The 13,426-nt window shown below is 45.3% G+C and carries 11 protein-coding genes and 1 tRNA gene; 9 read left to right on the plus strand and 3 right to left on the minus strand.

What is annotated here, in order from left to right:
• Positions 1–221 precede the first annotated feature (221 nt).
• From LKE13_RS02685 to LKE13_RS02700, 4 genes are all read left to right on the plus strand, one after another.
• Positions 222–1,100 (plus strand): amidohydrolase family protein, encoded by an 879-nt coding sequence (locus tag LKE13_RS02685; protein ID WP_227948153.1) that lies wholly within the window; start codon positions 222–224, stop codon positions 1,098–1,100.
• Between the two features lie 208 nt (positions 1,101–1,308).
• Positions 1,309–2,286: a tyrosine-type recombinase/integrase gene (locus LKE13_RS02690; protein WP_227948154.1), complete on the plus strand. Its 978-nt coding sequence runs from the start codon at positions 1,309–1,311 to the stop codon at positions 2,284–2,286.
• A 203-nt stretch (positions 2,287–2,489) separates the two neighbouring features.
• The gene (locus tag LKE13_RS02695; RefSeq protein ID WP_227948155.1) at positions 2,490–4,910 is read left to right on the plus strand and encodes a DUF4062 domain-containing protein; all 2,421 of its coding nucleotides are present in this window, start codon (positions 2,490–2,492) and stop codon (positions 4,908–4,910) included.
• Between the two features lie 681 nt (positions 4,911–5,591).
• Positions 5,592–7,049: a hypothetical protein gene (locus tag LKE13_RS02700; RefSeq protein WP_227948156.1), complete on the plus strand. Its 1,458-nt coding sequence runs from the start codon at positions 5,592–5,594 to the stop codon at positions 7,047–7,049.
• Positions 7,050–7,242: 193 nt separating this feature from the next.
• Here LKE13_RS02700 and LKE13_RS02705 read toward each other — a convergent pair whose 3' ends face one another.
• Positions 7,243–8,817, minus strand: a complete 1,575-nt coding sequence (locus LKE13_RS02705; RefSeq protein WP_227948157.1) for a hypothetical protein — start codon at positions 8,815–8,817, stop codon at positions 7,243–7,245.
• Between the two features lie 289 nt (positions 8,818–9,106).
• A tRNA-Gly gene (locus LKE13_RS02710) sits at positions 9,107–9,181 on the minus strand.
• Between the two features lie 158 nt (positions 9,182–9,339).
• Between LKE13_RS02710 and LKE13_RS02715 the strand changes: the two genes are divergently transcribed.
• The 5 genes from LKE13_RS02715 to LKE13_RS02735 all read left to right on the plus strand — a co-directional run bounded on the left by LKE13_RS02715 (position 9,340) and on the right by LKE13_RS02735 (position 12,163).
• Positions 9,340–9,840 carry a prolyl-tRNA synthetase associated domain-containing protein gene (locus LKE13_RS02715; RefSeq protein ID WP_227948158.1) on the plus strand — a complete coding sequence of 167 codons (501 nt, stop codon included), beginning with the start codon at positions 9,340–9,342 and terminating at the stop codon, positions 9,838–9,840.
• 156 nt (positions 9,841–9,996) lie between these two features.
• Positions 9,997–10,902 (plus strand): thioredoxin, encoded by a 906-nt coding sequence (trxA, locus tag LKE13_RS02720; RefSeq protein ID WP_227948159.1) that lies wholly within the window; start codon positions 9,997–9,999, stop codon positions 10,900–10,902.
• Complete coding sequence (locus tag LKE13_RS02725) at positions 10,899–11,558, plus strand: LON peptidase substrate-binding domain-containing protein (RefSeq protein WP_227948160.1); 660 nt, start codon at positions 10,899–10,901, stop codon at positions 11,556–11,558. Before trxA ends, LKE13_RS02725 begins: the two co-directional genes overlap by 4 nt.
• A 21-nt stretch (positions 11,559–11,579) precedes the next feature.
• Positions 11,580–11,780, plus strand: coding sequence for a Trm112 family protein (locus LKE13_RS02730; RefSeq protein ID WP_227948161.1), 201 nt, complete (start codon positions 11,580–11,582; stop codon positions 11,778–11,780).
• Positions 11,780–12,163 (plus strand): gamma-butyrobetaine hydroxylase-like domain-containing protein, encoded by a 384-nt coding sequence (locus LKE13_RS02735; RefSeq protein WP_227948162.1) that lies wholly within the window; start codon positions 11,780–11,782, stop codon positions 12,161–12,163. The genes LKE13_RS02730 and LKE13_RS02735 overlap by 1 nt, the downstream gene beginning before the upstream one ends.
• A 7-nt stretch (positions 12,164–12,170) precedes the next feature.
• Here LKE13_RS02735 and LKE13_RS02740 read toward each other — a convergent pair whose 3' ends face one another.
• Positions 12,171–13,388, minus strand: coding sequence for a UbiH/UbiF/VisC/COQ6 family ubiquinone biosynthesis hydroxylase (locus LKE13_RS02740; RefSeq protein WP_227948163.1), 1,218 nt, complete (start codon positions 13,386–13,388; stop codon positions 12,171–12,173).
• Between the last annotated feature and the right edge of the window lie 38 nt (positions 13,389–13,426).

The raw sequence follows: 13,426 nt of genomic DNA on the forward strand, positions 1-13,426 counted from the left end.
ATTCCTGCAGGGTCTTTTTTGACAATGGACGATTTAATGCCTTGGCGCTAAACTGCCAAAGTGGCGAAACTGTGGGCCGCAATGCCCAAATGGTGGAGTTGGCCGAATGTTTCCGGAGGACACTCGATCTAAGATATTCTGGTTGGCCTAGAGACATTGTCAGGCTTCATGACGATTGAACTGTGTTGCGCCGCATAGCAAAAAGCGAAGAGAGAGTGAAAATGCGGCGAATCGACACTCACCTGCACCTATGGGACACAACGCAGCTTGACTACCCTTTGTTTCAGAACGGTGCATTTCCCGAACTACCGGATACTTACCTGCTAGATGACGCGATTGCCGAGGCAGAGGGAACCGAAACCGATTTCATCGTTATCCAAGCCGAAGTCGATCATGCGAATGACCCGGTCGAAGAGACTGCATGGCTCCAGAGAACCGCTGACGAGCACCCGAACGGCGACCGGATCACGGGCTTTATTGCGTACGCGGATCTTTCTCAGCCAGACGTCAAGGCACTTCTTGAACGGCACGCCCAGAACCCGATTTTTCGCGGTATTCGGCAGGAGATTTGGTGGCAAAAACCCTCCCCGCGCCCGGATATCCTGGAGGAGGATCTGCTGGCAAACCCTGATTGGCGCCGGGGTTTCACCGCGCTGGCCGATGTCAACGCAAGCTTCGATCTGACCTGCTGGCACTCTCAACTCAGCGCATTTGCAGCGTTCCTATTTGAACATCCCACCATACCAGTCATCGTCGACCATTTGGGCTCACCTATTGCAAATGACGATGGCGCACAGGACGTATGGCTTAATGGTATCAACGCGCTTGCCGCCTTGCCCAATACATTCATGAAGATCTCCGGCTTGTCTCAAGCGGATCCACGCTGGAGCATCGATAGCATAAGGCCTTTGGTTGATCAGGTCTTAGAAGCCTTCGGTCCGGAACGATGTATGCTCGGCAGTAATTTTCCAATCGAGAAGCTAACGTCGACATATGAAATTGTTTGGGACACATATCGGGAAATTTTTTCTGAATTGACTTCTGAAGAAAAGGAAAACCTGCACTTTGCAACGGCAAAGAGAGCTTATCGACTGGGATAGGGTTAGTTCGTTAACCAGATTTAGGAGATTCTATATAGAAAAAGCAAATAGCCCACAAAAAAGCCCCGCATTCCTGCAGGGCCTTTTTTGAAAATTGGAGCGGGCGATGAGATTCGAACTCACGACCCTAACCTTGGCAAGCTAGCAAAATAACCTTTAGGCATTTGATTTGTAATTGCTTTTTCCTCTATTGAACACGGAGGAAACAATGGCATCTATCAGAAAATTGCCCTCAGGAAAGTATTACTGCCAAGTCCGTCTGAAAGGCTCAAAACCAGTCTACAAGACATTCTCACAACTACAAGACGCAGAAAACTGGGCGAAGGAAAGAGAGAAAATTGCTCGAAGCAACGCATCCCTCTCAAATACTACATTAAAATTTGATTCCAAAGATACTCTAAGAGACGTCGGCTCTCGCTATTGCTCTATCGTCCTTAATGGTAAAGCATCTCAATATCAAACTTTGATGCGTGTTGAACGCATGGCCAAGTATTTTCCGCAACCGTTTGGCCAGATTAGCAAATGGAATGTGAACGACTACAGGCTTGCTCGATTGAAATCTGTGTCGCCCACAACTTGCCGAGACGAACTGGTCTTGCTGAGCAGACTGTTTAAGTGGATAAGCCGTGAACTTCTTCTTGATCTGCCCAATCCCTGCATAGATATAGCTCTACCAAGATCGTCAAAGCCGAGAGACAAGGTGGTATCTCCGGAGGAAATGGAGATGCTACTTAAAGCAATGTCCCCTCGAATGGCTGTTATCATTGAGCTTGCTTATGAGACTGCCATGAGGAGATCAGAAATACTCAAACTAACACCCTCCTGCTTGCACCTCGATAGACGCCTTCTCGATGTTATTGACGGCAAGACTGGTAGCCGCACAGTACCCCTTACAAGAAGGGCCGCAGAGCTTCTCTCAGGGGCTGTAAAGGCTTGTTCTAAGGATGATGCCCATATTTTCCAAGTATCCGCTTACGGAGTCTCTCAGGCCCTTAGAAGGGCAAGACAAAAGCTAGGATTATCTGATGACATACGTGTACACCAATTGAGGCATTCAAGAATTAGCATTGTAGCCCGTAAGGGCTTTAACAACGCTCAGATAATGGCGGTCTCTGGACATAAAGATGTAAGGTCAGTTCAACGCTACACCCACCTAAACGCCGTTGATGTAGTAGATTTGCTATGAAAAACTTAGGAATGGGAATTATTTCATAAACTATTCGGCTTAGAAATTCTAACTTTTGTTGAACTTACCGTTACGCATGCGTTTAGTCTGATATAAATAGTGGTCACTATGGAATATTTATACTCTTTGGTGTAACTTAGCCGCGATTTCAACAAATAATTTGGTTTTGGATCTAATGGAATAAGGGCTTGGAATAATAGGCAATGGAAAGAAGAGTTCTGAAAGTATTTTTGGGTTCGCCGGGTGACTTGCAGAAGGAACGAGAAAGGGCCCGTTCGATTGTTGAAGAAGAGAATAAAAATCATGCTTACAATCACGGATACCAAATTGAATTAGTGGGGTGGGAAGACACAGTAGCTCAAGCAAGGCGCGCTCAAGCGACGATAAACAGAGAACTTGATCAATGCGAGTACTTCATTGGAATGATGTGGCAAAAGTGGGGAACTGCACCTGGGGGTGAAGGTCATCCATATACATCAGGATTTGAGGAAGAATTTCGGAGATCAATGGATAGAAAACGAGCGACTGAAAAGCCTGAAATTGCTTTGTTATTTAAAAAACCCACTGAAGAGTTATTGGCAGATCCGGGCCCCGAGATTACGAAGGTATTAAAATTCAAAAAAGAAATTGTAGATGCCAAAGAACTTACCTTTCAGGAGTTCGATAAACTCGACGAATTCGCTACTAAGTTTCGTGCCATTATAAGCTTGATTCTAAACATGCAATTAGATGCTTCAAAAGCCGAAGATATTGTATCAGAGGAGTCTATAAAGGAAACTTCAAATGATGGCTCCCAAAAAGATATTGCGCCTTCTACTACATCACTTTTTGATCCCAGCTCAATACACTTCATTGAATCCTTATTCGAAAATAGCGAGATTGATGCTACGTCAATAGCAAGGTTCCGCCTTATAGCAAATTCAATGCATAAATCCGGAAATGATGATATTTCGCTTGGCGTTCATGATTCCAATTTGATTTATCGGAATAAAGACGCAATCACCCTAGAAAGCAGAGAAACTAAATTCCTTATTAAAACGGGTGTAAGCAATTTCCAAAGTGAAGTCGTACCCATATGGTATTGGCTTTTTTCGACAACAGAAAGCCCGCAGTATGAAATTACTTTTAGAACATTATATGGTAGTAATCGTCATCGGGAAAATGCGTTAAAAATACTGCGGTTGTGCTCTTGGGATATTGCAGATATCAGTGAGTTATTTACCCGGAAATCCATAATCGAAATCTGGTTGAATAATAACACATCAAATGATTTACGTTTGGCAGCGTTTTCCTATTTACAAGAATGTGGCCGCGAAGAAGATTTGCCACAAATTTCGTCTTTCCATGACAGCTCTGAAACAAATATTTCAATTGCAGCAGTTAGCGCCACGATTGGTATACTATCAAAATTTAGCATTTCAGAGGCACTCGAATTTATTGCTACGCGGGAAGATGCAGATATATCTCCAGCGATAGCTCAAAAACTCCTGTCCAAGCCCAGTATGATTGAAACGACGCTTCTTAAGAATTGTCTATCAAACCAATCCACAGAGTTTTTGATTTTGGTGGCCAAAGAGCTCAATAAACGCGAAAAACTCTCATTAGACGACGCCAAATTACTTGGGGAGTCTGGCAATGCTCAAGTTAGACTCATTAGTACGCAAACATTTCAGAGGCACAGAGATGAATTCTCTTTGTCCGACGCAAAAAAGATACTCGTCAAACCTACAAAAAACAGAACACTAATTTCATGGTTTTCTACTACTTCAATAGACCACGACGGTGAAGCAGTTTATGATTCATATGAGATCGCAGTCTTTTGTGAACTGCCCGTAGAAGAACTCAGACAGAAAGTGAAGTCGGCTTCTATTTATAACTCTAATGCACTTAAAGCATACTATACTCGTTACTTTTCTTCAGCGCGAAGCGAAATGATTAACAATTTAGAAGACAAATTTGTCTCGTATTTTGAAGATAAGCGCGAAAAAATTAGTGAACCTAATGTACCGCCGACCGACAGCCTTACTAATTTCCTTCGACTTAGTATGTTAAAATCGGTGCTTGATATTCTTTGTGAGAAAGGGGGAGTTAAGGACCTACAACTAGCCAGAAACCTGATCGACGAAAGCGAAATCCAGTTATCGAATACAATTGCCTCATTTTTAGCGAAACATGGCAGCTGGGAAGATGCTGAGCGAATTGCAAAATTGACTAACGATGCATCATTTAGCGGTGGATTACTACCTTCTCCAAATAAAATGAATGACTATAAGGAAATTGCCACTGCTCTTTTGAAGCTTGGTGGTGAAAGGATCGCTGATTTATTCGCGCTCGATATCTCATCTTCTGTAAAAAAATGGATGATCCATCTTCTCTCCAAACCAAAATTCATTTCATTTGACGACAAACAAATATGTCAAATGCTAAGAAATGAAAGCGAGTATATTAGGCAAGCCGTCGCTTTTAAATCAATTTTATGCTTAACGAAGTCAAGATTGGAAAAAATATTATACCTATACTATAAAGGGGAAGATAGTCACTATTATAATGCTATATTTTGGTTGGATTTAGGCATTAGCACCCCTTCTAAATTGGCAAAATCGATAGCTAGAAGTAAAATTTAGCACAATTGAACAACCCGAAGTTAACGCATGAGTTTCAGAGCGACATAAAACAAATTAACGTGAGTCCATTTATAAGGTACGGGTGATCAAGTTATCAAACCCCATGACATCTAAGCATATGAAGCTATTATTTTTTCCAGCTAAAGAGAAACTGGATTGCAATTTATGTAATTATTCAAACCAAAATGGCTAATTTCTGACATTTCCAGTTCCTAATTAGCATGGGATATATAGTCTGCAATTACTCCTACATCACCCCCGTATAGGAGCGTTAGTAGGTAGTATTCTCAACCTTTATCTTTGCAATTAGGTGATACCGAATACCTACATTTTTGTTAGAAATTTTTTGGCTCGAATGAAGTTAGCTTGTATACCCCGTGCACCCCCGGGATACCCCCTCAACTAATAGAAAAAAATATTCTCAATGATGCCCATCATAACATTCTTTTTTAACCGAATGACCTGACCCTAACTACGACTAGGTTAGGGTCATGCTTGCAGAATCAAACGATTAGGTTGAATTTACTCGTGTAATTTTGTCCATTGGTCAGATAAGGTGCCAAGGCTACATGCAGAACTAAAGAAGTCTAAACGAACTGAAAATGAATTTGGGATACATATTGTGAGCATTTCTTTCAGAAAATTTGCTGCTAGAAGCCCACTTATGTGAAACCTGATAATATGCGTGACAAGATATATTACTTTAAGACTGAATGGCTTCAGCCTGAATCTGCCGTTAGTACGTTAGTAGATTGCACTGGTTTATCGCCTATAATTAACGGATCCAAAATCGGGATAAGTACAGCAGATAAAGTTCTTTCGAAACAAGGTCTCTCCCCATTGGCTATGGGCTATGAGCAACCGATTAACCATCTGGACTTACGATCAACAATTCAGGGTCTTCTAGAGGTGACAGAAGACAACACAGACTTTCTTCGAAAACTTACTCCAGAAATAAAACCCCCTAAAGAATTACACAGAACTCAAGCTTTAGAGTCATTTGGACATTTGATATCCCTACTAAACCGTGTTTACTTAGAGCCGCATCCGGAAGCTGCCGCCGAATGCGGAGAAGAAGCATTAAGAATTTTGCTTTCATTCGTTCCGCAATTAGAATTTGCAACTCCAATTACTGTAGATTTAAAGCTACAGGAAAGTATATTTTCCTTTACTAAAATTGCTCTATTGATTGAGAAACTGGGCTTAGATGCGGTAAAAGGCAAATCTAAAACAGACGACGCGATGGCCGGGCTCAAACAAGCGTCACTCCAAATTCCCGACTATGTTGACGCGCTCACTCGCCTATATCCTATCATATTCACATTCCCATTCAAAAGAACTGGCTGTTCCTGGCATTTCTATTCAAGAGATCTTTTTGGCCTCCCTTATGATTTGACAACTAGTTTTTCTGACCAATTCACTTCTTTATCTACAATAAGAGCGTCAGTTCCAAATCCCAATGGGTTAAGGGGATTCAAGCTACCTACAAAAAATGGAGTATGGCGAGTTTTAAGAGAAGCAGTAAATGCGGTTAACAATATTTTTTCGTTCATCAATAACTTTACTAACTTTGTTGATTCTAGCGATTCAATTGATCTTATGCGGCAAAATAAATTTGAAATATCAATCCACTTTCTGTTTGCAGACCTACAAGCAATTGTAAATACCTCAAGCCCGCATAGTCGATTTGCTTTTACCCTCAATTTTTTTGACAGATTAGCTAATTTGTATCGCGGATACACTGGTGATCGCACAAAAGATGAATCCGCCATTTCGCTACTGTTAATGTCTGAGCAGTTTGGGAAAAAGCTCGCTACGATGCTGTCAAAAAATTATTCAAGCTCTGACAGCGAATTTGGCGAGGCATTGTCACGTTCTACAATAACCACGTATAGAAATATTAAAGACAAGCTATTAGATGATCTTGGCACGGAAAGTGCCGAAGAAAGAAGGGGCGAATATATCCGTATCTTAAGAAATCTGGCGCACGGGGGTTATCTCGAAACAAAGAAATATGACGATTATTTACTTACGAGCAGAATGGAACTCCCAGAAGACTTGGTTACCCTGCCGTGGTTATTAATGTTTGGAATGTGCTCTAATCCTGTTCAATTTTTCTCATTACTAGAAAGCGAATGATGAGAACGCCCTAAAATAAATTATCGTGGTCCAGTATAGAGAGAGGAATTATCAAGATAGAACTATAAGCAATAGAACGCGATTAACTAATGATAAGACGTCATTCCATTATAATATTATTTCGTTATATTATTACGTTCATTAACTAATTTGACGTTAGCGTTCAATGTACTAGCGAGATCAAATACGACTGTTATTCGTAACCATATAATCCATGTACTTTCCGCCATTGCTCATCACGAATATGATACGTTCTATGCGTTTCCATATACGATTTCGTCTCGGCCTCTATATCTGACATATTGACCAAGGAAGGTCCATCATATCCTTCTGGCGGATCATATACTGCTTCATCTAAATCTATCTTACATTCCGTTCCTATAACTTCGCTGAATGACTCAGTCATGGCGTTGTGCAGTAATTTTTCTCCACCTCGACGTACAATGAAGGAGTCATGAATTGGAAGCGCTGTTATTGGTGGCGAATTGTCCAATAGTTTAATCATCACACGTTCCGCAATCTGAGAATCTAAATTCTGGGTTGCGCCCCAAGCACTTGAGAAAAAATCGTTTTCAATAGGCTCATGGAATTTTATTAAGTCACTCAACAAATCGGAATACGGTCTCCCCGTGAGTTCCTCAAATTGCCGTCGCCGAGATTTTATTTTTTGAGAAAGAGACATTTCACCCCAATCAACCGGCAAAGGGTCTGGATCCAGATCAGGTCCAAAACGATGCCATTGTTTGGGATTTCTAGAGGAGGGATCACTATTAACAAGTTGATTGAAAGCTTTTTTAATTAATGGCCTGAGACTAACGTCCCATCCCTCCAGTATATAAGAATCTTCAGGAGGCTCCCTATCCACAAACGCATAAAGCATATGGGGTTGGAGGGTTGCATAATCCATCTCCCGAGTAACACACCCTTCTATCTCGATAAATTTTCTGTATTCACTAGGCAATCCCTGCCACCAGCCTCCGTAAAACCTTCCTCCATTACTGAAGCTACCTAAAGAGAAAATTCGTCGAAGGGATCTATTTGAGAACTCAAGAGGCTCTCTGAACTCATCATTATCAGTTGTCTCGACTATCCCCTGCTCCCCCACACGAGATAGACGTCTTCTTATCAGTTCGAAATCGTCATCAGAGATAGACAGATTGATCAAGCTGGATTGTAAATTCTCATTTATTCTCCTGATATTTTTTCGAGAAGCTTCTAAGTCAAACTTTCCCGGTTTAGGAAATGAAATGAAATTTTTGTTTTCTGTATCCTTGACAAAAATCACTGGGGCGTTGGGATCGGTCAATATGCAAGCCCAATTTACCTCAAATTCATCAAATAGAGTTTGGAGGCCGGGCGCAGCTCGCATTCGCGACGAAATATCACTGAACCCTTGTTTAGCAACATGATTTTCAATTAGCTGTTGGTGCTCCAGAAAATCGATAACTCGTAGAAATATTCTTTCAGATATGAAGGGGCTACTATTTTCATAGTCCCAGTAAGAACCCCCTTCAATAAAATATTTTTTCGACCGGCTATAACCGATATATAGTTCTGGATCTGCACTCCAAGCGGATGCTAAATCTGCCAGTACAATCTCAAAGTGACGAAAATAGCTTTCCGCCTCAGACTCTGACAATCCTCTGATTCCCTGTTCTTTACGGGATTCCAAATACGTATTTTTAATATCGGAAACAAATTGAGTAAACTGTTCGGATTTAACAACTAGGTCTGTCCTATTACGCCTTGAGTTCCCCAAACTATCCATAGCAGCTAGCCTCACCTAAGTTGGATTACGCTAGTTAATCCCAGTCATTCCAGTTGTTTGAACATAACCAAATCCGTTTCTATGTGCAAAGCACGTACATTATGAGCGGGCGTAGCTCAGGGGTAGAGCTATTTCATGCCACAGCTTGCTGTGAGCACCTTGCCAAGCAGATGTGTACAGAAGTGTGTACAGTGCCTTGAATTGTGCACAGAAACTGCTAGGATTCTCGAAGGAAAAAGCAAACAATCACAAAAAAGCCCCGCATTCCTGCAGGGCCTTTTTTGAAAATTGGAGCGGGCGATGAGATTCGAACTCACGACCCTAACCTTGGCAAGGTTATGCTCTACCCCTGAGCTACGCCCGCTCGAGCGTGCAACATCCGTTGCGAGGCGGGATAATACGTAAATAGCCCCTGAATGCAAGCGCGTTTTGTCAAAAAATGCGGCTTTTGTGAATTCTTTATTTCCTCTGGCGGATGGAGCCGCTAATTTTCTCGCATCCAAACCGGAGAGAGGAGAGAGAATGCCCGCAACACCCGAGGAATTATTCGAGACGCTAGATGCGCTGGGAATCACCTATGAAACCCACCACCATGCGCCGGTTTTCACGGTCGATGAAGCGCAGGCGCATACGGATCATATCCCCGGCGGGCATTGCAAGAACCTGTTCCTGAAAGACAAGACCGGAGATTTATACCTGATCGTCTGCCTTCAAGAGACGGCAGTTGATTTAAAAGAATTTCGCAAATTGGTCGGCGCGAAAAACCTGAGTTTCGGAAAGCCGGAACTCCTGTGGGAAACACTCGGTGTGGAACCGGGCTCGGTGACACCATTTTCCCTCATCAATGATACGAACCAATGCGTTTCAGTGATACTTGAAAAGCGGATGATGGCGCATGATCTGCTCAACTATCATCCGCTTCGCAATACAATGACAACGCAAATAACCTCACCGGATCTGGAGAAGTTCATCCTTGGATGCGGACATCAACCCCGCATTCTTGAGCTACCGGAACGCGGATAAGATTTCACAGGCACCTTGATTGTCTTTATCCATGGCCTAAATCATCCACAGGAGTCTTAACAAACCTAACGTATGGTGCTATCCCATGGACCGAGCAATGGCTGCTCTGATGGCTCGCTCTTCTTTGAAAACAAAAAACATTGGTGAACCGGACTTATGGAAACTCTGATTGGCGACGGTGCCGTTACAAGCGATGACTTGATCAAGGATGGCTCTACAGAGGGCTTTATGCAGGACGTGGTCGAGGCGAGCAAGGAGACTCTGGTCCTTGTTGATCTCTGGGCACCTTGGTGCGGCCCGTGCAAACAGCTTGGCCCAATGATTGAAAAGGTAGTCACCGACGCGAAAGGCACCGTTAAGCTCGTCAAGATTGATATTGACCAGCACCCGCAGATCGCCCAGAGCCTCCAGGTACAATCCATCCCGGCGGTATTCGCCTTTAAAGATGGTCAGCCTGTAGACGGCTTCATGGGCGCGCTGCCGGAAAGCAAGATCAAGGAATTTGTGGAGAAGCATGCGGGTCCAATTGGGCCGTCCCCAATCGACGAAGCATACGGCTCCGGCACGGAAGCATTAGAGGCAGGGGACACGGAAGTCGCACTCACCGCCTTCGCAAAAATACTGGAACTGGACCCGGACCATGTTGATGCAAAAGCGCAGCTTGCCCGGGTATATGTCAAGCTCGGGGAACTTGACGCCGCCAAGAGCCTGATGGCTACACTTCCGGAAGACGTCAAGCAAACCCCCGCCGTTACAGCCGCGCTCGCCGCTATCTCAATCGCTGAAAATGCGGCAGATGCCGGCGAACTGGAACCGCTCCGCCAAAAGGTTGAGGAGAACCCCGATGACCTTGCAGCCCGACTTGAATACGGAATTGCGCTCGCGGGCAGTGCCGACTATGAAGCCGGCGGGGCAGAGTTTCTGGAAATTATCCGCCGGGACCGGGACTGGAATGAGGCCGCAGGACGGCAGGAACTCCTCAAAATGCTGGAAGTGATGGGGCCGGCTGACCCGCTTACCAAAAGCCTTCGTCGGCAACTGTCATCGATCCTATTCGCATGACGGACACGGGCGCAAATACAGGACTGGAAGAACTTCCGACTGCCCTGCCGATCTTTCCATTGACCGGCGCCCTTCTGTTGACGAATGGACATTTACCGCTGAATATTTTCGAGCCGCGCTACCTTGCCATGGTGCAGGACGCTATGGCAACGCATCGCCTGATCGGCATGATCCAGCCGCGCGACCCAGAAACCAACCATATGACTCCAGAGACCTACCAAATTGGCTGCGCCGGTAAGATCTGCGAATATGGCGAACTACCGAATGGAATGCTACGCATTACACTGGAAGGCATTTGCAGATTCGAAGTTATTGAAGAACTCAATGTGGCCACGCCCTACCGACAAGTTAAAGCGGCGTACCGCAAATTCATTCATGATATGGAACCGCTACAACAAAATTGCGTGGATCGCTTGGCCCTGCACGAAGCATTGCATCATTTTCTGGAATTTGAAGAAGAGGCTAGCGACTGGCAAACTCTCGACCATCTGGACGACGATAGCCTGGTAAATTCCCTTTCCATGATCTGCCCCTTTTCCCCTGTCGAAAAACAGGCTCTGCTTGAAGCTGTAGATATTTCAGCCAGATCAGATTTGTTGATCAGCCTGCTGCAAATGATGCTCCAACAGGTAGAAACACACCGCACCGTGCAATAACCTCTACTTAAAGAGACACCCATGTCCGACAACAAGACGTTAGCCGTTGATCCAAAACTTCTAGAGATCCTTGTCTGCCCCCTCACCAAGGGACCATTGATTTTTGATCGGGAGAATAATGAGCTAGTCAGTAAGAGTGCAAATCTCGCCTACCCGATACGAAACGGCATTCCCATCATGCTCGTGGATGAAGCACGCGAGATTGACGAGACGACGGGCTAATGAGCGGTGAAATTTATGACGAGGCAGGTCGCCCGAAACCGACCGAGGTCCGCCTGAAAAAAGCTGAGAAAACGTTGGCTGTTTCGTTCGAAGATGGCCATTCATTCCAATTCCCGGCAGAGCTTTTACGCGTGGAAAGCCCCTCCGCGGAGGTTCAGGGCCACGGGGCAAGCCAAAAACAGACCGTTGCAGGACGGCGACATGTCGGGATTATGGGCCTGGAACCGGTTGGCAACTACGCGGTGCGCATCAGTTTCGATGACTTGCATGATACAGGCCTGTTTTCCTGGGCCTATCTTTATGAACTCGGCCTCAATCAGGAAACTATCTGGGAGGCATACCTCGACAATCTTGCGAAAGCCGGTCTTAGCCGGGATCCATAAACTGCGACTATAGCGCCTCGCCCCGCAGCAGACGTGGCATTTTTCCGACCGTACCGCGCGCATGTTCCATGAACAACCCTTTGAGCTTGGGCATCCGGTTTACCGCAGCAAGCCCCACATCACGGGCTATCCGGATCGGCACAACATTATTTGTAAAGAGCCGGTTTAATCCATCAGTAATTGCCAGCAGGACAACACTGTCCAACCTGCGCCAGCGCTGATAGTCCTCCAGCACCGTGCCTCCCCCTATATCCTGCCCAAGCCGGGCCGCGTCGATAACCACTTCCGCAAGTGCCGCCACATCCCTTAGGCCAAGGTTTAGTCCCTGCCCGGCAATCGGATGCATGCCATGCGCCGCATCCCCGATGAGCGCGAGCCGTAAATCGGCATATCGTTCCGCCTGATGCAGATTGAGAGGGTAGCCCCAGCGCGGACCAACCACTTTAAGATCACCCAGATAATCGCCGAAGCGTTTAGTCATCTCCCGGTGAAATTCAGGCTCCGGCAGCGCCATAATGACTTTCGCACGCTCCGTTTGTTCCGTCCAGACAAGAGAGGACCGGTTCCCCGTCATTGGCAAAATTGCAAAGGGTCCGGGCTTCAAAAACCGCTCCTGCGCTACACCGTGATGCGGTTTCTCGTGCGCGATGGTGCAGACAATACCCATTTGATCATAGGACCAGCCAACGGATTTAATTCCGGCCTGTTTCCTGATCGGTGAATTGCGGCCATCCGCAGCAACGATAAGACGCGCGGTTACCGCCTCACCTGAAACAAGATGCGCCGTAACACCTGAACAATCTCGAACAATCTCGCTATATTCCGCAGGAGCCTTAATGGTAAGCGTGGGGATTTCCGCTGCCCGCGCATACAACGCTTGGCGAAGATGCCGGTTTTCCACCATATGGCCAAAGGGCTCATCACCAAGTTGGCGATGATCGTAATGAAGGAAGAAATTTGAGGGGCCGTCTGTAATCCGAATATCCAGCATCGGCTCTGCTGCTTTAACGTGATCCCAGATACCGCAAGCACGGAAAAGATTTCGCGATGCATGAGCAATTGCCGAAACTCGACCATCGAATTCCGCATCCACAAGATGTGTCGGCTCCTCTCTCTCCAGAACCAATACGTCCAGCCCAGCAGACGCGACAGCAATAGCGAATGGCAGCCCGTTCAGGCCACCACCCACCACTAGCACATCCACTTTATTTAATTTTCCCGTCATCATTTCCGCCATGTGAACAAATTCACCAGATTACTTGC

The organism is Sneathiella sp. HT1-7 (assembly GCF_020731145.1).
Lineage (GTDB): Bacteria > Pseudomonadota > Alphaproteobacteria > Sneathiellales > Sneathiellaceae > Sneathiella.

What these genes read in the sequence shown, in the direction of transcription:
- LKE13_RS02685 (WP_227948153.1), top strand. Translation starts at nt 222, where the DNA reads ATGCGGCGAATCGACACTCACCTGCACCTATGGGACACAACGCAGCTT.
- LKE13_RS02690 (WP_227948154.1), top strand. Translation starts at nt 1,309, where the DNA reads ATGGCATCTATCAGAAAATTGCCCTCAGGAAAGTATTACTGCCAAGTC.
- LKE13_RS02695 (WP_227948155.1), top strand. Translation starts at nt 2,490, where the DNA reads ATGGAAAGAAGAGTTCTGAAAGTATTTTTGGGTTCGCCGGGTGACTTG.
- LKE13_RS02700 (WP_227948156.1), top strand. Translation starts at nt 5,592, where the DNA reads ATGCGTGACAAGATATATTACTTTAAGACTGAATGGCTTCAGCCTGAA.
- LKE13_RS02705 (WP_227948157.1), bottom strand. Translation starts at nt 8,817, where the DNA reads ATGGATAGTTTGGGGAACTCAAGGCGTAATAGGACAGACCTAGTTGTT.
- LKE13_RS02715 (WP_227948158.1), top strand. Translation starts at nt 9,340, where the DNA reads ATGCCCGCAACACCCGAGGAATTATTCGAGACGCTAGATGCGCTGGGA.
- trxA (WP_227948159.1), top strand. Translation starts at nt 9,997, where the DNA reads ATGGAAACTCTGATTGGCGACGGTGCCGTTACAAGCGATGACTTGATC.
- LKE13_RS02725 (WP_227948160.1), top strand. Translation starts at nt 10,899, where the DNA reads ATGACGGACACGGGCGCAAATACAGGACTGGAAGAACTTCCGACTGCC.
- LKE13_RS02730 (WP_227948161.1), top strand. Translation starts at nt 11,580, where the DNA reads ATGTCCGACAACAAGACGTTAGCCGTTGATCCAAAACTTCTAGAGATC.
- LKE13_RS02735 (WP_227948162.1), top strand. Translation starts at nt 11,780, where the DNA reads ATGAGCGGTGAAATTTATGACGAGGCAGGTCGCCCGAAACCGACCGAG.
- LKE13_RS02740 (WP_227948163.1), bottom strand. Translation starts at nt 13,388, where the DNA reads ATGACGGGAAAATTAAATAAAGTGGATGTGCTAGTGGTGGGTGGTGGC.